At 43.0% G+C, this 22009-nt stretch carries 14 protein-coding genes and 1 tRNA gene; 9 read left to right on the top strand and 6 right to left on the bottom strand.

Annotated features, from left to right (window positions below):
• Nucleotides 1–22 precede the first annotated feature (22 nt).
• A complete protein-coding gene (locus NAF17_RS16385; protein ID WP_252759100.1) occupies nucleotides 23–2821 on the top strand; it encodes a glycoside hydrolase family 2 protein in 2799 nt (932 codons plus the stop codon).
• Nucleotides 2822–3041: 220 nt separating this feature from the next.
• The gene (locus tag NAF17_RS16380) at nucleotides 3042–4289 is read left to right on the top strand and encodes an alkaline phosphatase family protein (RefSeq protein WP_252759099.1); all 1248 of its coding nucleotides are present in this window, start codon (nucleotides 3042–3044) and stop codon (nucleotides 4287–4289) included.
• 79 nt (nucleotides 4290–4368) lie between these two features.
• On the opposite strand, the gene NAF17_RS16375 is transcribed toward NAF17_RS16380, so the two are convergent.
• From NAF17_RS16375 to NAF17_RS16360, 4 genes are all read right to left on the bottom strand, one after another.
• Entirely contained in the window at nucleotides 4369–5499 is a 1131-nt protein-coding gene (locus NAF17_RS16375) for a TIGR03364 family FAD-dependent oxidoreductase (RefSeq protein WP_252759098.1), read from the bottom strand.
• Nucleotides 5496–6806 (bottom strand): DUF5690 family protein, encoded by a 1311-nt coding sequence (locus tag NAF17_RS16370; protein WP_252759097.1) that lies wholly within the window; start codon nucleotides 6804–6806, stop codon nucleotides 5496–5498. The genes NAF17_RS16375 and NAF17_RS16370 overlap by 4 nt, the downstream gene beginning before the upstream one ends.
• Before the next feature lie 5 nt (nucleotides 6807–6811).
• Nucleotides 6812–7495, bottom strand: coding sequence for an HAD-IA family hydrolase (locus NAF17_RS16365; RefSeq protein WP_252759096.1), 684 nt, complete (start codon nucleotides 7493–7495; stop codon nucleotides 6812–6814).
• Between the two features lie 81 nt (nucleotides 7496–7576).
• Entirely contained in the window at nucleotides 7577–8152 is a 576-nt protein-coding gene (locus tag NAF17_RS16360) for a helix-turn-helix domain-containing protein (RefSeq protein WP_252759095.1), read from the bottom strand.
• 153 nt (nucleotides 8153–8305) lie between these two features.
• Here NAF17_RS16360 and NAF17_RS16355 point away from each other — a divergent pair, with 153 nt between their 5' ends.
• The 4 genes from NAF17_RS16355 (at nucleotide 8306) to NAF17_RS16340 (ending at nucleotide 15114) form a co-directional block, all read left to right on the top strand.
• Nucleotides 8306–8887, top strand: coding sequence for an HD domain-containing protein (locus NAF17_RS16355; RefSeq protein ID WP_252759094.1), 582 nt, complete (start codon nucleotides 8306–8308; stop codon nucleotides 8885–8887).
• Between the two features lie 181 nt (nucleotides 8888–9068).
• Nucleotides 9069–12347, top strand: coding sequence for a SusC/RagA family TonB-linked outer membrane protein (locus tag NAF17_RS16350; RefSeq protein WP_252759093.1), 3279 nt, complete (start codon nucleotides 9069–9071; stop codon nucleotides 12345–12347).
• A gap of 22 nt (nucleotides 12348–12369) precedes the next feature.
• Complete coding sequence (locus tag NAF17_RS16345; protein WP_252759092.1) at nucleotides 12370–13971, top strand: SusD/RagB family nutrient-binding outer membrane lipoprotein; 1602 nt, start codon at nucleotides 12370–12372, stop codon at nucleotides 13969–13971.
• Between the two features lie 54 nt (nucleotides 13972–14025).
• Nucleotides 14026–15114, top strand: coding sequence for an alkaline phosphatase family protein (locus NAF17_RS16340; protein WP_252759091.1), 1089 nt, complete (start codon nucleotides 14026–14028; stop codon nucleotides 15112–15114).
• 381 nt (nucleotides 15115–15495) lie between these two features.
• On the opposite strand, the gene NAF17_RS16335 is transcribed toward NAF17_RS16340, so the two are convergent.
• Nucleotides 15496–15586, bottom strand: a tRNA-Ser gene (locus NAF17_RS16335).
• Between the two features lie 265 nt (nucleotides 15587–15851).
• Between NAF17_RS16335 and NAF17_RS16330 the strand changes: the two genes are divergently transcribed.
• Together NAF17_RS16330 and cdaA are read left to right on the top strand one after the other, a co-directional pair.
• Nucleotides 15852–16823 (top strand): polyprenyl synthetase family protein, encoded by a 972-nt coding sequence (locus NAF17_RS16330; RefSeq protein WP_252759090.1) that lies wholly within the window; start codon nucleotides 15852–15854, stop codon nucleotides 16821–16823.
• Between the two features lie 61 nt (nucleotides 16824–16884).
• Nucleotides 16885–17676: a diadenylate cyclase CdaA gene (gene cdaA, locus NAF17_RS16325; RefSeq protein WP_252759089.1), complete on the top strand. Its 792-nt coding sequence runs from the start codon at nucleotides 16885–16887 to the stop codon at nucleotides 17674–17676.
• Between the two features lie 208 nt (nucleotides 17677–17884).
• Here the strand turns inward: cdaA and NAF17_RS16320 are convergent, their stop codons facing one another.
• Complete coding sequence (locus tag NAF17_RS16320) at nucleotides 17885–20374, bottom strand: M1 family aminopeptidase (protein WP_252759088.1); 2490 nt, start codon at nucleotides 20372–20374, stop codon at nucleotides 17885–17887.
• A 300-nt stretch (nucleotides 20375–20674) separates the two neighbouring features.
• On the opposite strand from NAF17_RS16320, the gene NAF17_RS16315 reads away from it, so the two are divergent.
• Nucleotides 20675–22000 (top strand): Gfo/Idh/MocA family protein, encoded by a 1326-nt coding sequence (locus NAF17_RS16315; RefSeq protein WP_252759087.1) that lies wholly within the window; start codon nucleotides 20675–20677, stop codon nucleotides 21998–22000.
• Nucleotides 22001–22009 lie beyond the last annotated feature (9 nt).

Below are 22009 nucleotides of genomic sequence, written 5' to 3'. Positions count from 1 at the left end.
TTTTAAAATCAATATTTAAGAAATGTCAATTACCCCTAATAAACGACTTGCAATATTTTTACTGCTTTTGCCACTATCATTAAGTACGCAACAACTTTTCGCGCAATCGGTCGGTGTTAAGCAGATGCAATTAAAATATTTCCAGCTACAATCATCAGAGTTGGTCCAATTAGGCGGGAAGCAACTTTCGGCCGCGTCATATTCATCAAAGGTTAAATGGTATCCCGTCACTGTACCTTCTACCGTACTAACCGGCTTGGTTGCCAACAAGGTTTACCCAAGCCCCTACCAGGGTTTAAATAACATGTTGATACCGGATGCATCAGATGAGTTTAATAAACAATATCAGCTCGAAAAGTATAGCCATATCCCCGGTATTAGCAACCCTTGGAAAAAGCCGTATTGGTACCGTACAAATTTTACAGTTCCAAAAGTAGATCAAGGCAAAGTATTTCAATTGATATTTAAAGGCATAAACTATCGCGCAGAGGTTTGGCTGAATGGGAAACGCATTGCGGATAGTTCGCAAATGGTGGGGATGTTCGCAGAGCATAATTTAAATGTAAGCGGGCAGGTCATCGCAGGAGGTAACAACAACTTAGCTGTAAAAATATATCCTTTAGATTATCCCGGCCTCCCGGCAAAAGAACAACTGGAAGCACTTGGTCCGTTTTATGAAAATGGCGGGCCTACAGGTGATATCGGTAAAAATGTAACTATGTTATGTTCTGCCGGATGGGATTGGATGCCCCCCGTACGAGACCGTAATATGGGGATTTGGCAGCCGGTTTACCTGCGTACCACCGGTGCGGTAACTATCGGCAGGCCAAAATTGGTTACTGCTTTACCAGCTCTGCCAGATACAAGCAAAGCATCTCTTTCTTTAGCATTAACACTATCAAACTATACTAAACACACTACGAAAGGCGAGTTACGGGTGAGTATCAAACCCGAGAACTTTAAGGGTAATGCTATCCAATTTTCTAAACCTTTTACAGTAATTGCCGGCGAGGCTAAAATTGTAAGTTTAGATGCTAAACAGGTACGGGCTTTATCCGTTAACAATCCAAAACTATGGTGGCCTAACGGTTATGGTCGCGCTAATTTGTATCGCATCCGCTTACAATATGTTAACCAGGATAAGGTTACTGATGATACAACCTTTGTTTTTGGTATCCGTACCGTAAGTTCTACTGCAAGTGATGTGAAAGGCTTTACCCGCCGCGAATTTTTTGTAAACGGCAAGCGGGTGCATCTTAATGGAGGCGCATGGGTGCCCGACCTGATGGTTAACCGAGATTCGGCAAGGTATGATCACGAATTACATCTTTGTAAAACTGCAAATGTAAACCTGGTACGCATTTGGGGCGGCGGTATTACACCTCCCGACCAGTTTTGGAACGATTGTGATAAATATGGTTTGATGGTTTGGTCGGACTTTTGGATCACGGGAGATACCCAAGGCGAATTTAAAGGCTCACCAGATTGGCCATTGGAAAGCAACGTATTTATCAATAATGTAAAAAGTACTATATACCGCATCCGTAATCACCCAAGCCTGTTGGTTTGGACGGGCGGAAACGAGGGCCATGCCCGTAAAGAACTTTACGATGTGATGCGCCATAGCATTATAACTTTAGATGGCACACGGCCATATATCCCAAGCTCATCAGGTTTTGCAAAACTGCCTTCGGGTTGGGATGGCGCCTGGCCGGATAACAAGCCGACCGGTGTTTACAGTAGCGGGCCTTATGCCTGGCAAGATCCTAAAGTGTATTTTAAATTAGCTGCCGCGGGTCGCGACTGGGTTTTTAAAGACGAAACAGGCCTGCCATCGCAACCACCTTACAATACCCTGGCTAAAAACATTCCGGATACTACGTGGGACAAGAAACTGCCCTTTCCTCTTAATAATATGTGGGGATATCATGATGCAGCAACGGGTGCAGGTAAATATGATGAGTATTATAAAGACATGGTAAGCCGCTACGGGCAACCCGTAACGCGCGAAGATTTCTCTAATAAAATGCAGCTGATGAATGCCACCGGTTACCAGGGGATATTTGAAGCTGCCGGGCATAAGCTGACTGAAACCGGGGGTGTAATGTTGTGGAAACTGAATGCGGCTTTCCCAAGCGTAGTTTGGCAAATTTATGACTGGTACCTGCAGCCAAACGCCGGCTATTACTTTATGCAAAACGCGGTTGAACCCATACATGCGCAGTTCAATCAAAACGACTCGACAATTACAGTATTGAACCGTACCCACCATAGCACAGGTCTATTAAGCCTACAGGCAGATGTTTATGATGCGAACAGTAAACTGATAACCCGCCAGCAGGTAACTGTCAGTTTACCCGATGAAGGTGTTAAATCTGAATTGCAATTAGCAACTGTTTTGCAGCAGCAAAAAGCACTAAGCTTTGTAGTTTTGAACGTGAAAGATAATCAGGGCAAGCTTGTATCACATAACGCTTATTGGATGGCACCCGGAAATGATTATAAAGCGTTAAATACTATACCTGTTACACAAGTAGCCGCTCGTATATTAAGCAAAAGCACTAATAGGGAACAAGTTAGTTGGGCTTTACTGCTAACTAATAACAGCAATAAAATAGCATTTTTTGTGCGCCCGCAATTAATGGAAGGTAACGCGGAGGTAGCGCCAAGTTATTGGAGTGCAAATTATGTTACACTTGCGCCGAATGAAAGTACAAAGATCATGGTGTCGGCCCCGGTCGGAGTAATCAAACAAAAAACTGTAAGAATTGAAGTAAGTGGGTGGAATGTCCCCAAAAAAGTAGTTAATGGAAGCAACTAACTAATTCAATATTATCCGTTTAATTTCTTGAATGGATCTAAAAACAAAAAGCGCTTTAAATGAAAATTAAAGCGCTTTTGTTTTATTTGACACCGAAGAGGTGATTTCCATGAAGCCATACAAAAACTGATATCCGCATGCAAGCTTTTAATAAAATAACAATCCCGTAACTTCAATAACCTTTTGGTTTTTTAATTTGGCCTAAAAAGTTATGATCTCTATGGTTGCTAAGATTTCTAAATCAGTTTTACTGTTATTGTTAATAGGTACAAGTGTAGTTGCCCAGCAAAAGGTTAAAAAGGCCTTGTTTATAATTGCCGATGGCATACCTGCGGATGTTATTGAAAAATTACCAACGCCAAACCTAAATGTAATAGCCAAACAGGGTGCATACCTGCGTGCCCATGTTGGCGGCGATAAGGATGCATACAACCAAACGCCAACTATATCTGCCGTAGGTTATAACAGCTTGCTTACCGGCACCTGGTTTAACAAACATAATGTACCCGATAATGACATCAAAGATCCTAATTATAGCTATCCCACCATTTTTAGGCTGTTAAAAGATCAGTACCCCAATAAAAAGATAGCTGTATTTTCAAGCTGGTTGGATAACCGTACCAAGTTGGTTGGTGATGGATTAGACCAGACTAATAAGATTCATGTAGATTACCATGCCGATGGTTTTGAACTGGATACCATCAACTTTAAACACGATAACGAAAGCGCCTACATGCACCGAATTGATGAAAAGGTGATAGAGGAGGCATCGGCAAGTATCAAAAAAAATGCGCCCGACCTCTCATGGGTTTACCTGGAATACACCGATGATATGGGCCACCGTTATGGTGATGATCCGCAGTATTATACCGCTATCGAGATGATGGATAAACAGATTGGTAAAATTTGGGCAGCGATACAATACCGCGAAAAAAATTTCAACGAGGACTGGCAGATCTTTATCACTACCGACCATGGCCGCGACGAACGTACTGGCAAAAACCACGGTGGGCAATCGGTTAGGCAACGCTCCACCTGGATGGTAACCAATGCAAAAGGGTTGAACAGTTATGCTAAATACTATTACCCGGCTATCGTTGATATTACCCCAACCATTGCCCGGTTCATGAACATCACCATCCCGGCAAAATATAAACAAGAGCTGGACGGCACACCACTTACCGGCCCCGTGTCAATATCCGAACTTAAAGCCAATTTAATACAAGGGAATATAGATGTAAGCTGGAAGCCCCTTAACAAAGGCGAAAAGGTTAAGATCTGGGTAGCGGCAACTAATAACTTTAAAGAAGGCAAACCTGATGATTATAAGCTTGTAGGCGAATTTGATGCCGATGCCGGGCATGCGCTAATATCTGTTAAAGACAGGCCATCTACATTTTATAAGGTAGTGGTTGTGGGAAAGTACAATACTGGAAACAGGTGGATTACGCCCGAGGTTAAAAAATAATACAACCTAAATCAATATTAGAAAGGCCACGGGATTTTATCCTGTGGCTTTATTTTTTATATGTATTTGTTATTAGGGGCTAATTAAACTTTGCTGCTATAATTTGCTCGCAAAGGCCAAATGATAAAGTCATACCATTGCCGCCGAGGCCGTTTATGATGGTTACGCCCGGCTCTGCATCTACAACCAGTTCAGTTTGGCCAGTGATCATTTTTGCGTAGGTGCCATTCCAGGTTTGTATAACACGGGTATCTTTAAACCTGGTAAACGTTTGCAGGTATTTCAGGATCATCTGGTTAATGAAATCTTTATCAAAAGGGTCGTGCACCAAACCGTACTCGTGCGAATCGCCAACGGTAATTTCGCCGGTTTGGTTTTGCGCCGCCATTACGTGGATGCCCCATTTCAGGTATTCGGCATATTCTTTTTCGTATCGTTTACGCAACGTGGGCAAGGCAGGTGCCGCCTGGAAACCCGGGTAATGGATCATACTTAAACTACCGCAAAGTGCAGGGCCAATACGCCCGTTCTTCGGCTGCGCGGCAAGGCGCATCATTTGCAGCTTACATTTAGTGATCTCAAACGATGCGAAGAGTTCGGGGTAAAGCGTTTCAAACTCTACACCGCTGCAAATAAAGATCTCATCGGCATGGTATTGTTTTGTGCCCGATGTAACGGTGTTGGTAGTAACCTGGCTAATGGCTGTATTCCAATGAAATATAACGCCCTGCTGCTCTGCTAAATATTTGGCAACCGCAGCAATTGCTTCGCGTGCTTCAACTATCATCTCCGTACTGCTCCAAAGAGCGCCTTTAAGCCCGTCGGGGTTTACACTTGTAGATTTATTTAATGCCTGCTGCGGGGAAAGTAACGCGCAGTCGCGGTATGATTTATTGATGTTAGCATATTGCTCAATCACCTCCAGTTCATCGTCATGATAAGCAAGGTGCAAGGAGCCAACTTCGTCATGCCAGATGCCGGCTTCTTTGCAGGTTTGTTTCCAGATGCTGCGCGATAGCATGGCGCGTTCAAACAACGGCCCGGTAGGCTGCCCGATAGGCCAAACCATCCCAAAGTTTCGGATGGATGCACCCACTGCACGTTCGTTACGTTCAAAAATGGTTACCTGGTAACCGCGGGTTGCCAGGGCCCGGGCTGTTGCCAGCCCAACAATGCCTGCGCCAATTACAATGGCCGATGGTTTACTCATACAGTTGAAAAATTAAGTTGAGGCTTTGTCTCTTTACTTTTGCGGGCCGATTGTAAGAAGTATATCAGCGACAAAACACCACAGATACCACCTACAATCGCTACGATCATCACGCCTTCTTTAAAAAAGTTACCCCAACTAATATTGGGGCGGCCAAGTTCTTTTATTAGTAAAATGCTTACACTGCCCAGGTAGCCCATGGAGTCGGCAACATACATTACAAAACCAACATTGCTTTTGTAATGGAAAGTAGCTATCATCCGCTCAAAAAATATGGCGTTGTAGGGTATATAACCAAGGTACAGACCAAGCCCGGCCATGGTCATCCAGCTTACAGGGTCAATCATTTTTAAGGAATACATTATGGTTGATGCGCCAAGCAAAACACAGCCTCCAATAATCATTAAATGGATAATACTAAATGCCTGCAGGTTTTTGCGGATGAGGATCAGCAGGCTCATAGCAACCAATACTATGATGGATATTTTGGTATCTATTTTTGTGTAAATGGTACGGTCTTTAATGCCAAGGCTATTCCAGATTTCTACCTCAAAATTATCACGGATATCGCGCATAATAGTGAGCAGCACGTAGATGATAAGCGTTAAGATAATACCCGGTAAAAAACGGATGATGAAATGTTTGCGCTCTTCTGCATTCATGGGTAAGCGTTCGGTACGCAGGGCTTTATCATGCGCGGTTTGCGGGGGCATCAGTTCCAGCATAAATACGAAAAGCATTAGCGGGATAGCAAATAACGCGCCGGTAAAAAAAGGCATATTATACTCGCTTACATGGTAAACATGTATCAATGTTTGGCCTATAGTTTTTACAAATCCCGATCCAAAGATCAGGCTGATAGATAGCACCGCAGCCATAAATTCGGTAGAGCGTCGCCCTTCCAAGTAACCAAAAACCAGCCCCCATATTAACCCAAGGGGGAATCCGTTGATAAATAAAAACGCAATATTATAAGGCGCAGGTACCAGCGCAAAGCCCAACAAGGCCAGCCATGAAATACCAATAAGTGTTAAAATAGTTATCCCACGTTTGGCACCTTTAACCTCGGCAATAAAGCGGATACCGTAAAACTTACTTAGGGTATAGCCAACTATCTGGGCAATAACCAGCCATACTTTATAATCTACATGCAAAAACTGCTGGCCGGGGTATGTGCCCGCTGCGAAAGCCTTCCGGAAAGCATACATAGAAGTGTACGCGCCAAAAGCCGATATAGCTGCCAATACAGATATTACAGCGTACGGCAATGTTGCTGCCCTTGCCCTTATTTTATGAATTAAAGCCATTTGGTTTAGCTGATGATGCTAATCACGTCCGCGATGTCATCAATAATATGGGTAGGGTTATATGGTTCCAGCTCGGCACGGGTAAAGGCACCTGTAGTAACTGCAATTACATACTTGCAACCTGCGTTTTGTCCTTCGCGAATGTCAACTTCAGTATCCCCAATTTTGGCAACTTCCTGTGCGTTGGTAACGCCGGCAAGAGCCATCATACGCTTGATCATGGCAGGATTTGGGCGGCCTTCAGCGACCTCGTCCGACCCAATAAGGTAATCTATTAACCCTTTTTCGCACCATTGCAGGCGCTGAACTATAGTTTCGGCAATGTCTTTAGAAAAACCGGTATTAATACCAATTTTAATTCCCAAATATTTTAATGCCGCAAGCGTGGCTTCGGCGTTTGGCAGGGCTTCTAAAACAGGTGTAGTGCGGTAGTAGCTTATCATCAGGTTTATAAATTCCTGGTGAATATTATGGATAAGCTTAGGTGTTATTTTGCTTATATCGGGCTCATGCTGTTGCAGCATTTTGGTGATGGCTACACTTTTTTCGTAACCCATGAGCGGGTTAACATCGGCCACGGTTACGTTATAACCGTATTTTTGCATAGCCGCGCTAAAAGTGTCGGCTACTTTATTCTCATCCCTGACCGTGGTACCGGCCATATCAAACACAACAAGTTTTATAGGCATTGCTAAATGGTATTTTTGTTTAGCAATAGTAAACTTTGTTTATTAATTATAAACTAACACAGTGTTAAGATATGTTTAAGTTTAGTTTGGGATCTCGAAGAAATATACAACCAGCATGCTGGCTTTTTTTGTTCCCTTATTTTTCGGTGTATGGGGTATTCGACCATCGAACAGCATCGAGTCGCCCTGGCTTAGGGTGTAAGTATCATCGCCCAATTGATATTCGATAGTCCCATTAAGAATGTATTTATATTCGTAAGCCTCGGTTTCTACCTGCGGGCGGGAGGCATTGGGCTCAAGTTCTAATATTACGATATCAACGGTAGAGTTTTTAATGGATTGGGTAAAAATCCTCTGATAATGAAAACCTTCGGCGTGCTCCTTCTCGAAATGATGATATTCTGATTGCCTGCGGATGATCAAAGGGAAGTTTTTACCGGCATCTATATCTTTAAAGAATACATTAAGGTCAATTTCTAAGGCTTTTATAATATCTATCAGCACAATAAGGGATGGTATGGTGCGGCTATTCTCTATCTGCGAAATAAGGCCCTTGCTTACGTTTGCACGCGAAGCCAGTTCTTGTACAGTTATATTTTTTTCGCGGCGCTTTTCTTTGATCCGGTTACTGATCTGGATCAGTATATCATCTTCCATTAATATTTAACATTTGTTGAACGGCGGCAAAGTAGATAATAAATTTAAACGTGGCAAGGCATTTAGCTTTATTTTACAACTAACAAATTAGATGATGCAAATTTAATTTTAGGGTAATATAAGGATGCGTCATTTGCCATAAAAACTATTATTATGACCCCACTTGCGTCTATCCCCGAAGAAATTGTGAACGATGTGTTTGCTTTATATGAGCAACACGGCGGCGAAGATTACATCGGCGAGCCGGTATCACAGATAGAACATATGTCGCAAGCTGCTGCGCTTGCCCAAGCCGAGTGTTACGATGATGAAGTTATACTGGCCGCATTCTTTCATGATATTGGACACCTGTGCGCCGCCGGTACCGAGGTAGGCAGTATGGACGGGATGGGCAATATTAATCACGAAAAACTTGGTGCAGATTATTTATTAGACCGTGGCTTTTCACCCCGACTTGCCAACCTGGTTAACGGGCATGTTATCGCCAAACGATACCTTACTTATAAGCATCCCGAATATTTTGAAAAATTATCGCCTGCCAGCCGGGCAACGCTAAACTTTCAAGGTGGGGTAATGAGTGCTGATGAAGCCGCCAAATTTGAGGCTAATCCGGATGCCGACCTGATCATCCGCATGCGTTATTGGGACGATGAAGCGAAACTGCAAAATATGCCTGTTAATAATATTGGCTATTTAAAGCAAATAGCTGTAAAGCACATTTCAGGTAATTTATAGCTGTTTTATAGCCTATGTTAAGTTAATTTAATTAAGATGTATCGAATTTGTTACCAATTGTGTTGCCCCTTAATTTAAAATCAATAAAGGTTTAAAGTTTACTTAATCTAAACTTAGTTTACAAATAATAAACAAAGTTTAGTATTGCCTTATAATTTCTCACAAACATTATTTAGCAGCAATGAAACAAATTTACCCCAACTTTAAAAGGCTCGCACTCATCATAGTGTGTTGCCTGTCGCCTATTATTTTGTTTGCCCAAACAAAGATAGCAGGAACCGTAAACGACGAAACCAAACAGCCTTTACCAGGCGTTAGTGTAATGCTTAAAGGAACAAGCCAAGGCACCACTTCTGATGCCTATGGCCGTTTTATTATCACCGCAAGCCCAGGCCAGGTGCTGATATTTAAGTTTTTAGGGTTTGCACAGCAAGAGGCTACCGTTGGTAACAGTAGTACTATGATAGTAAATCTTACGGGCGATAACAAAATACTTAATGAGGTAGTTGTAACCGCATTGGGTATTAAAAAAGAAACCCGCCGCATTGGTTATGCCGTATCAACCGTTAGGGGTGAAGACCTTACCCTTGCCCGCGACCCAAACCCTATTACCGGTTTAATTGGTAAAGTGGCCGGTTTATCGGTAGGCCCATCGGCTGAGTTATTGGGCGCGCCAAACGTGGCTATTCGTGGTAACAGCATTTCTTTATATGTAGTGGATGGTTTCCCGATTAATACGGATACCTATAACATCAGCCCCGATGATATCGAAACTTATACGGTATTAAAAGGCCCTGCAGCGGCAGCGCTTTACGGTAACCGTGCATCATACGGTGCTATTTTGATCACTACCAAAAAAGGTAACAAAAACAAAAAAGGCTTAACTGTTGACATTAACAGTAGTACGGTTATTAATACCGGCTTTTTAGCATTTCCGCGTGTGCAACATAAATATGGTGCGGGCGAGAATACCTTTTACGAGTTTGTGGATGGTAAAGGTGGTGCACCGGGTGGTGTAGATGCCGATTACGATATCTGGGGGCCGTACTTTAACGGCCAGCTAATAAAACAATATGATAGCCCGGTTATTAACGGCGTTCGCCAGGCAACACCATATACCGCACGTGGTGCAAATAACTTAAATAACTTTTTGCGTACCGGTTACCAAACCAACAACAACGTAGCTTTAAGTGGTAATGGCGATACTTATAACGTACGTTTTTCTGCTTCGCAGCAACATCAAAACAGTTACATACCTGAGCAGTACTTAGATATCGCTAACGCGAACATCTATGCATCATTTAACCCAACAAATCGTTGGAAATTTGAAGGTAACGTAAACTTTAACCGCCAAACCACCGATAACTTTCCTGACGTGCAGTACGGCCCAAACAGTTTAATATACAACTTATCTATTTGGACAGGCGCCGATTGGGATGTGAACGCGCCCGATATTAAAGCCATTTGGCAGCCGGGTAAAGAAGGCATCCAATCGCAATTTGCCGAGTATACCCGTTACCATAACCCATGGTTTATGGTTAAAGAGTGGACCCGTGGCCATTACAAAAATGACGTATACGGTTACTTATCTGCCAACTTTAAGATCAATAGCAACCTGAATGCTACTTTTCGTTCGCAAATAGATACGTACAATATTTTACGTACTGAAAAAATGCCGTTCTCGGCCCACCCTTACAGCCGCGAGGGTAACGAAGGTGACTACCGCGAAGACCGCCGCGACCTGTTTGATAACAATACCGAGTTAATGTTAAACTATGACTATACCATCAAAAAATTCTTAAACCTTTCGGGTTTAGTGGGGGGTAACATGCGTAACATGTCTTACAAATCAAACTGGACATCTACCGATTATTTGAGCGTACCAGAAGTTTACTCGTTCAGTAATTCTAAAAATGCAATACAGTCTACCAGCTTTAATTCGGATATGCGTGTATTAAGCGCATACTACTCGTTAGATGCAACGTTTGGTAAATTCTTTACCTTATCAAGTACCGGCCGTATCGATAAAGCATCGTCGTTCCGACAGCCAACCACTTACTTTTACCCAAGCTTTTCGGTAGCAACCGTAATATCAGATTATGTTAAACTACCAAGCTTTATTACCTTCTTAAAAGGCAGGGCATCATTTTCAAGCATCCGTTCAGACGCCACTTCTACAACCATAGGCCCTGCTCCGTTTAGCTCTATCACTGTATTTGGTGGTGGCACAGGCCCGTCATTGTTTAATAACCCACTTGATTACGGTACAACTTACTCGTCGCCGTATAATGGTCCTGATTACTCATTAAATTCAACTTACAACACCAGCAAGCCTTATAACAGCCAAGCCGCAGGTTACGCGTCAGATTATCTGTACCAAAATGGCATCAAAACGTCAACCCGTGTTAATTACGAGGAAGGTTTCGATATCAAGTTCTTACAAAACCGTATAGGCTTTAGCGGAACAGCTTTTCAATACATCGATGGCCCAAGGATCTTACCTAATGCTATCTCTACCGCTACAGGTTACACTATTGAGTACATCAACGCGCTTAAAACCAAAAAGACCGGTTACGAAGGTTCGGTTAGCGGTGCTATTTTGCAAAATCCTAAAGGCTTTAGCTGGAATATCTTAGCTAACATCTCAACCTATAAAGAAGTTTACAAAGAGCTACCTTCAGGCCAGGACAGCTATGCTACCTTCTTTAAAGCAGGTGATCGTACTGACAAATTATACGGTTCTGCTTTTGTAAGAACACCTGAAGGTAAAATAATTAACGATGCGGCTGGTAAACCTTTAAGTAGCCCGGTATTAAAGTTCTTAGGTAACGAAATTGCTAAATACAGCTGGAGCATCTACAATAAATTTCAGTACAAAAGTTTTAGCCTTGGTGTACAGTTAGATGGTTCTGTAGGTGGTGTTATTGTTGATTATATGCACAACAAAACCATGCGTGGTGGTGCCAATGCCGAAACTGCTGAAGGCGCCCTTGGTGATGCCCGTTTCAAAGACTGGAGTAACTTTGGTAAAGCCGGTTATAATGGTTCATACGTTGGCGAAGGTGTAGTAGTATCAAACGGTACTGCTATCAACTATGACTCTAACACAGGTGCGGTATTAAACTACAATCAACTACAATACGCGCCAAATACACAGGTTGCTTTCGTGCAGGATTACGCAAGTAAATATTACGGCGTTGCCGAAGCCAACTTAATGAGCAAAACATTCACCAAGCTTCGCGAGGTAACATTTGGTTTCGAGTTCCCTAAAACCATGTTGCAAAAAACCTTTATCCAAAAAGCTTCGGTTTCTGTTTATGGCCGTAACCTGTTGTATTTCTACAAGGATAAACGCTTTAAAGATGTTGACCTTGACCAATACAACTACGCAACCGCATCTACAGGTTTGCAATCGCCAACTGTACGCAGCTACGGTCTTAACTTAAACGTATCATTCTAACATTTGATAAGCAGAAATAATCATGAAAAAGATATTTAAAATATATGTATTGCCGGTAGTTATGCTACTGTTGGCAACCGGTTGTAAAAAGAGTTTCGACGAGCTCTCTGTAAACAACAATAAGCCTAATAACGTGCCCGCATCGCTATTATTTAACGGCATACTTAACAACATGGCCGAACTGCCCGACGGACAAAAGGAAATTTACAGCCAGTATTACCTGTACAACTATGATTATTATGGTAACAACCGTTACGATTTTGATGGTGGCGACGATTACTACACCACATTGAAAAACGTGGTAGATATGGAGAAAAAAGCTTCTGAAACAGGTGGCGCTGCCATTAACCCATATGAAGCTTTAGGTAAATTTTTTAAGGCTTACTTATTTAGTAAAATGAGTTTGGAGATGGGCGATATCCCGATGACCGAGGCTTTAAAAGGACTTGTAAACTTAGAGCCTAAATACGATACCCAAAAAGCAGTAATGCTGCAGTCATTATTATGGTTAGATAGCGCTAATGATGACCTTGCTCAATTGATAGCAAAACCAAATGATTTTGGTACAGGTGCCGGTGCTGTTTTAACCAATGATATCTATTATAACAATGACCTTACCAAATGGCAGAAAGCGGTTAACGCGTTACAAATACGCCTGCTTTTACAATTAAGCAAAAAAACTGCTGATGCCGACCTGAAGGTTACTACCCGTTTTGCAACTATTATTAATACCCCTGCAAAATACCCGTTGATGACAGGTACGTCAGACAACCTACAATATGTGTTTGTATCGCCGAATAACTATTACCCGATGAACCCTAATAACTTTGGACAAAGCGGTTCACGTAAAAACACATCGGCAACGTACATTAGCCTGTTAACCAAGTTAAAGGATCCACGTGTATTTGTAACTGCCGAGCCAGCCCGCGACCTGGTTGATAACGCTAAACAAAGCCCTACCGATTTCGCATCATTTGTTGGTGCCGATGCAGGCCTTGATTTGGGTGTGATGTACAACAACGCAGGTTTACAAAAATACTCGTTCATTAACCGAAGGTACTTTTACTCGACTTACACCGGTGAGCCAAGTGTACAAATAGGTTACCCCGAGCTGGTGTTTAATATTGCCGAAGGTATAAGCCGTGGCTGGGCAGCAGGGGCCAATGCCGAGACCTATTACCAGGCAGGTATTAAAGCATCAATGGCTACTTATGGTATCCCTGAAACCGGGATCTTCTTAGCTCATTTTTATCGCCCGGGTTCAACCGACGTAAAGAATGCTGCTAACTACGATGACTACAGCGTTACAGCAAACTTTGCCAACTATTACAACCAGGCAGTTGTTAAATATACTGCGGATGCTGCAGGTATAACCCATATATTGGAGCAGAAGTATATCGCTTTGTTCAGGCACTCGGGTTTAGAGTCGTACTTTACTTACCGCCGTACAGGTGTGCCGGTATTTACAACAGGCCCGGGTACAGGTAACGGTAGCCGTATTGCAACCCGCTTTAAATACCCATCTGCAGAGCGTAATTCTAATGCTAAAAACTACCAGGCAGCGCTTGCCAGCCAGTTTGGCGGTAACGATGACATTAATGGTGTTATGTGGATACTGAAATAATACAAAATCACAAAGCAGGGCCTTAAGGGCCCTGTTTTGTTTAATACAACATATATGAAAAAGTTATTAATTACAATTGTTTGTGCCTTGGCTATCGGTCAAACATTCGCGCAGCATAAAACCAAAAACCTTATTGTTGTAACGCTTGATGGGATGCGCTGGCAGGAGGTTTATCGTGGCGCCGATTCGGCCATTATCAATTCCAAATTCACTACTGATCAAAACGATGTTCGGAAAAAGTACTTGGCTGCGACAGCCGAAGAACGTCGGGAGATCCTGTTCCCATTCTTATGGTCGGTAATAAGTAAACAAGGGCAGCTTTACGGTAACCGCGATGCAGGGAATAAAGAGGAGCTTGCTAATCCATACCGATTTTCGTACCCCGGCTATAACGAGATCTTTACAGGTTTCCCGGATGTGCGGATGAACACTAACAACCCGATAACTAACCCTAATATGAACGTGCTGGAATACATTAACAAGCAAAAGGGATTTGAGGGTAAGGTTGTAGCATTTTCATCATGGGAGCGTTTCCCGCAGATCCTGAACGCGAAACGCTCTGGTCTGCCTGTATATTCGGGCTATGCTGATCTTAAAAATACAGATGCCAATATCCGTTTAAAATATCTAAATGAATTACAGCATAATGTTCCGGCTTACCTAGGTGACTCAACTCGTTTAGATTTTATTACTTACGAGTTCAGTAAAGAATATATCAAGCAATACAAACCACGTGTATTGTATATGGGATTTGACGAAACCGACGATATGGCACACGAAGGCAACTATCGTTTTTACCTTGACAGGGCAAAGCAGGAAGATGGCTACATCAAGGCTTTGTGGAATATGATCCAGGCAGATCCATTTTATAAAAACAGCACTACGCTATTGATAACCACCGACCACGGCCGCGGTAACGAACCCATGGACAAATGGTGCGACCATGGTGCCGATGTAAAAGGGGCTGAAAATACCTGGTTTGCTGTAATTGGCCCCGATACGCCGGCGACAGGTGTCATATCAACCCCAACAACCACTTACCACAAACAACTGGCGCAAACCATGGCACAATTGCTTGGGTTCGATTTTAAAGCAAACGCCGGCCACGAGGTAGGCGATGCGATTAAAACAGTACTAAAGTAGTTTACAGGGAATTTACTAAAGAAGCAACTATTAGTATCTATATCAGTTTAAGAACGAGGCTGTTTTTTAAATAAAAGGGCCTCGTTCATTTTATTCACACTATTCACTTTATTCATTGGCCGTTAAAGAACTTATAAACGTAGTAATCTGGTAACTTTCAGGTATAAAACCCTGTATTAAGGATAAGTTATACTAAGTAAGTAACTACCTCAAATTTATAGTTACTTATAAACATTTTTGACCTATTGTGTTAGGTGCCTGCCAGGTCACCAAAAGGTCACCAGAACAATGCGATTTATTGAATATTTTGGTTCGGTCTAAAAACAAGAAACGCCTTAAATGATGCATTTAAGGCGTTTTTAAATTATTTTAGATATCTTATGGCGGAGAGGGAGGGATTCGAACCCTCGATACCCTTTTGAGGTATACACACTTTCCAGGCGTGCTCTTTCGACCACTCAGACACCTCTCCGTTTTTTTAAAGGATTGCAAATGTAAAAATAAACGGCAATAAAAAAGCGGAACTTTTTGGGCTCCACTTTTAAAACGAAAACTTTAACTCACAAAAACTAAACTTATATGTAGTTTTTACTAACTATTATAATAGAGGGTTAAAAAGGACGAAGGTTTAATCAGCGTAAAAGTATTTGTGGTTTATGTATATATATTTTTTTAAGCTTATGTTTGCTGCGGATTGCCAGGTAAGGTAGTTGCATAAAAAAGCGTGTTTTGTTTCAATGCTAAACATCAACGAAATTAAAAAACCTATTGCTGCCGAGATTGATGTTTTTGAAGAGAAGTTCAAAACCTCAATGCAAAGCTCTGTGCCGCTGCTGGATCGTATTACCCATTACATTGTAAAGCGCAAAGGCAAGCAGATCAGGCCCATGTTCGTGTTTTTTTCGGCCACCATTTGCGGAGGTATTAACGAATCCACACACCGTGGGGCTGCATTGGTAGAACTGCTGCATACCGCCACCCTGGTGCACGATGATGTTGTTGATAACTCTTACCAGCGCCGTGGCTTTTTCTCTATCAACGCTTTATGGAAAAATAAGATAGCCGTTTTGGTGGGCGATTACCTGCTGAGCAAAGGGCTGTTACTATCCATAGATAATGGCGATTTTAAACTGCTTAAGATAGTATCTGAAGCGGTTAAGCAAATGAGTGAGGGTGAATTGCTGCAGATAGAAAAGGTGCGCCGTATGGACATTAGCGAGGCCGTTTATTATGACGTTATCCGCCAGAAAACCGCTTCACTTATTGCATCGTGCTGCGCTTGTGGTGCGGCATCAGCAAATGCGGATGAAGAGACCATCGAAAAAATGCGCCTTTTTGGCGAGAAGATAGGGGTCGCCTTCCAAATTAAAGATGATATGTTTGATTTTGGTACCGATGATGTAGGCAAACCGCTCGGCATCGATATCAAAGAAAAAAAAGTTACGCTGCCATTGATCTACGCGCTTAACAACAGCGACAGCAGCGAGAAAAAACGCATGATCCAACTGGTTAAAAACCATAACGACGACCCCAAGAAGATAACCGAGATCATCAATTTTGTTAAACAAAAAGGTGGACTGGAATATTCTGAAACCCAAATGAAAAAATACCAGGACGAAGCCTTTGCCATCCTCAACACCTTCCCAAATGGTGAGGCCAAAACCGGCCTGGAACAATTGGTACGTTTTACTACCGAGCGAAGTAAATAATCATCTTAATAATTACAATCTTCAAATAATGATGTTAGCAGAAACTTGTTAACTTCGTGACATGCCTTCGTTTGACTTTAGCAGCTTTAAAATAACGCCATTTGCCATACTGGATATATTGCTGTTGGCAATCATCATTTATCAGCTATACAACCTCATAAGGGGTACCATCGCGGCCAATATTTTTATAGGGTTGGCCATTATTTATGCTCTATATTTTATTGTTCCCGAAAGCAGGATGCCATTGCTTGCCGGCATCCTTAAAAAAGTAGCCGACGTAGGTATTATCGCCGTTATCGTATTATTTCAGCAGGAGATCCGCAGGTTTTTGTTGCTAATGGGGAAGAATGCATCACTACAGCGTAACAAAGCATGGTGGCTATACTTTTTTGGCAAAGCCGAAACAGAGAAAAACAACTACGCCCGCATCAAACCTATTATTGATGCCTGTAAAAGCATGAAACAAACCCGCACGGGCGCGCTGATTGTTTTCGCTAAATATTACGACGAGCAGTTTTACCAAAATAGCTGCGAAGTGCTGGATGCCAGGATTTCTAAACGGGTGCTGGAAAGCATCTTTCAAAAGAATAGCCCCCTGCATGATGGCGCTGTGGTGATCTCAGAGAATAAAATCAAATCGGCCAGCTGTATATTGCCGGTGACTGAAAAGGCCGACCTGCCCGCTCAATTTGGTTTACGCCACCGCGCAGGTATTGGTGTTACCGAAGCTAATGATGCCACGGCCATCATCGTATCAGAAGAAACCGGCGAGATCTCGTACGCCAAACAAGGCCGTATCAAAATGGATATCAGCTTTGCTGAATTGGAAAAGTTACTGAATAAGGATTTTTAACTACGGATGTACCAAAGTTGTCTTTTGAGCTTTTTGAGGCGATTTAATAACCTTTTTTGCTGCTGAGCTTTAGTGAAGCGTCTAATCGCCCCCATGTAGCCCACTTGTATATTCGTTAATAGCATCTTTCGCAATGCTCAGCATTACAAAACGGAATACACAAAAAAGCCCCTCCTGATTGGAGGGGCTTCATTTATTAGAATAAAAATTATTCAGTTTTGTTTAGCTCAATAGTAGCTTTATCAATAGCAGCAACAGTTGCTGTATCGTTTAGCTTGGCGCGGTCGGTTTTTAAACCGGCTAATATGCCTGCCACTTGTGGGGCAACACCATATTTTTTATATTTCATACCAAAGTCTATCATGGCATTTGTACCTTTCAAAGCCTGCTCGTTGCTTTTAACACGGCCGGTAAAATCAGCAAACTTTTTCATGATGCCAAACTGGGTTTGTGGCTGGCCTGCGGTGAATGCTTTGTAAACATAGTCGTACTGTGCATCGCTACCGCTGGTTGCGTACACGTTTAAGATGGCTTGAGTTAAAGCATCTTCGCTGTCATTCTCGAAACTTTTAGCCAGGGTTAAGGCATCGGCAGGGTTTAACAAGCTAAGCGCGGTTAAAGCAGCGCCCTGTACCGCGTATGATTGGCTCTTCAAGGCATCTTTAAACAAGTTTGTATTGCCCGATGCCTTTAACTTGCCTAATACCGTAATAGCGGCAGCCCTAACCAAAGTGTTTGGGTCGGTTTGTGCTAACTTGATCAGGATCGGCTGTGCAGCATTACGCACATCGTCATTGGTCATATCTGCATCACGGATGGCTTTTATCTGCAGCTCGTAGTATTTATCGTTCAGCGCAGCAATAACTACTTTACGCGCACCTGCATTGCTTTGTTGTTTAACAGCAGCGGTGATCGCTTCAGAACGGTCTAAATATAAAGGCGCGTTAAAGTACTGGAAGGTAAACTCATCGATTGATTTGCTATCTGTTTTTTTAACCAACAGCATTTTATCACCATCAACATTCACCAAACTTGGTTTTACAGCCGAGTGGAATACTAAGCTATCAACCTTGTTGCGGATCCAGAATTTTTTTCGGTCCATTTTACCACCGGCATAAACGTCAATAGCAATAGGTAAAATAAAGGCGTTACCATCCTGCGTTTGGTTCATGTAAACCGTTTGCGTTTTGGTTGCATCATCCCATTTGTAGGTGATGTTTAATATTGGGTGGCCTGCGCCAAAATACCATTGGTTAAAGAACCAGTTCATATCGCGGCCGCTGGCTTCTTCCATCGCTAAACGCAATTGGTGGGCTTCGCCATTTTTAAATGCATTTGTTTTGAGATAGATGTTCAATCCTTTATAGAATGCGGCGTTACCAAGGTAGTTGCGCATCATGTATAAAATGCTGCCACCTTTTTGGTAGGTAACGGCGTCAAATACCTCCTCTTTGTCTTTGTAATGGAAACGAACCAGGTCCTTTGCTTTAAGGTTTGGCTGGCTCAGGTAGTTCTCCCTGTCGTCATTAATATGCGCGTCACCGGCATCTTTGCCGTATTTATGCTCGGCCCAAAGGGTTTCGCTAAAATCAGCGAACGATTCGTTAACGGTTAGGTTGCTCCAGCTTTCTGCAGTAACGTAATCGCCAAACCATTGGTGGAACAATTCGTGAACGATGGTACTGCGGCCCTGGCTGTAATAAGCGTCGATCAGCTCGCGTTTAGTAGCCTGTACGTATTCGCCGTGCAGGGTAGCGCTGGTATTTTCCATCGCGCCGCTCACGTAATCGCGAACTACAATCTGCGAGTATTTATTCCATGGGTAATCAACACCCAAAGTTTTTGAATAGAAATCGATCACCTCTGGTGTAAAACCGAAAATATCCCTTGCATAAGGGGCGTACTTAGGCTCCAGATAGTAGCTAACTTCTTTGCCTTTCCAGGTATCTTTTACAATTTTAAAATCACCAACAGCCATCATAAACAAGTATGGCGAGTGTGGTAATTCTTGTTTCCAGGTATCGGTACGGGTACCATCGCCATTAACTTTTTGTGAAGCTAAACGGCCGTTTGATAGCGTAACATACTTAGCTGGAACGGTCATGATGATCTCGTCGGTAGTTTTTTGGTTTGGCTTATCAATAGTTGGGAACCAGGCAGAAGAACTTTGGGTTTCGCCCTGTGTCCAGATCTGGGTTGGCTTATCCTTCTCGGTACCATCCGGGTTAATAAAGTATAAACCTTTAGCATCGGTAATAGCCGCGCTGCCTTGTGCTTTAAGCAGGTTTGGTTTAGAGGTATAATCGATGTAAACGGTGTAGTTTTCGTTGTTACGGTAGGTTCTGTCTAACTGGATATTAATGGTCAGGCTATCGTAAGTAAATTTAAGGGGAGTGTTTTTACCGGCTTTAACAATAGATACGTTTTTGATATCCATGCCCTGCGCATCTAAACGCAGCGAATCTGTTGGGTAAAAGTGTGGTTTTAAGGTTACCCACTCTTTGCCATACATAAAGCGTTTTTTGTAATCGAAACGCACATCAAGTTTTGTGTGCACCAGGTCGTTATATTTCGGCGTGGTTTCGCGGTAGATACTTAGGGCCGGGTCTGCTGCCGGGGCTGCAGTTTGCGCTACAGCAGTGCTAAGGGCACAAGCGCTGATACTACCGATAAGTACGGCAGCGTAAAGAGTTTTCATATGGATTATTTTCATTGATATGCGTGCATAATAAAGCTAAAGTATTAGTTTTTTATTTGATTTAAGACGGCTAACTAATATTAATGTTACAGGTAAGTATCCCTTTTTTACGCAATTGCTCCGGCACTGCCTCTGCCTTCCTTTTTAAAGGAGAATACTGCGACCTCAACCAATTGCAATTGCGATGATGAGGCATAAAATTCGGGTAATAAAGTTGTTACTAAGCTCAAAGTTAGATTAAACTCCTAAATTAGCCATTACCAATTATTGCGCTTTTACATCACCAAATACCTATTTGTTATGCAACGCAGAAAATTTATCCAAAATGTGGCCCTAACCGGCACCAGTTTTTTAATAGGCTCTAACCTGGCCGTGGCCGGCATTTATAAAGGATCGCCCGCCAAAAAAGTAGTGTTAGGGGTAATGGGCGTTAATAGCCGGGGAGCCTTCCTTGCCCAGAAATTGGCCGCTTTGGCCGATGTGGAGATTGGCTATATATGCGATGTGGACAGCAACGCCATGAATAAATGCATCGCCGAAATTGAAAAAATAACCGGCAAAAAGCCGCAGGGAATTACCGATGTGCGTAAGCTTTTAGAAAAAAAAGACTTGGATGCCCTGGTAATTGCCGCGCCCGACCATTGGCACGCGCCCGCAACTATCCTTGCCTGCCAGGCAGGTAAACACGTGTACGTAGAAAAACCCTGCAGCCATAACCCGCACGAAGGCGAAATGGCGATAGCCGCTGCCGCGAAGTATAACCGATTGGTACAAATGGGCAGCCAGCGCCGTTCGTTCGATAATGTGCAAAAAATGGTTAACGAACTGCACAGCGGCATTATCGGTCGTGCATATTTTGCACGTGGATGGTATGTGAACAACCGCAAAAGCATTGGTATAGGTAAACAAGTGCCCGTGCCCGCAAACTTAAATTACGATTTATGGCAGGGCTATGCACCACGCATGCCTTATGTAGATAACCTCATCCACTACAACTGGCACTGGCATTGGAACTGGGGCACCGGTGAAGCATTGAACAACGGCACGCACGAGATTGACGTAATGCGCTGGGGCCTGGGTGTCGATTTCCCGAATATGATTACTTCATCGGGAGGGCGTTTTGCTTTTAAGGATGATTGGGAAACCCCCGACACGCAAACAATCCTGGCCAACTTCCCTAATAATACGGCGCTATCATGGGAAGGCCGCAGCTGTAATGGCTATAACTCCGAAGGGGTAGGCCGTGGTGTAGTTTTCTATGGCGACCATGGCACCATCAATTACGGCGGTGGCAACGGCTACCAGGTTTTTGATTACGATAATAAACTGGTGAAAGAAGTTAAGGACGAAACCCCGGTAGATGCATCAAACAAGGTTAGCCCAACCGAGATGTTGGACCGTGTGCACTTGCAAAACTTTGTAAATGCCATTCGTGGCGATGAAAAACTGAATCAGACGATCATCAACGGACACCGTTCTACCCTGATACCGCAGTTGGGTAATATTGCCCAAAGAGTAGGCCGGGTGCTTAACCTCGACCCATCTAACGGGCACATCCTGCATGATGTGGACGCCGCCAAACTTTGGGGCCGCGAGTACGAACCCGGATGGAATTTAAAAGTTTAATACATAAGC

Source organism: Mucilaginibacter aurantiaciroseus, from assembly GCF_024055595.1.
Taxonomy (GTDB): Bacteria; Bacteroidota; Bacteroidia; order Sphingobacteriales; family Sphingobacteriaceae; genus Mucilaginibacter; species Mucilaginibacter aurantiaciroseus.
Note: the sequence above shows the minus strand (reverse complement) of the source record. Positions and strands in the feature narration are given on the sequence as shown.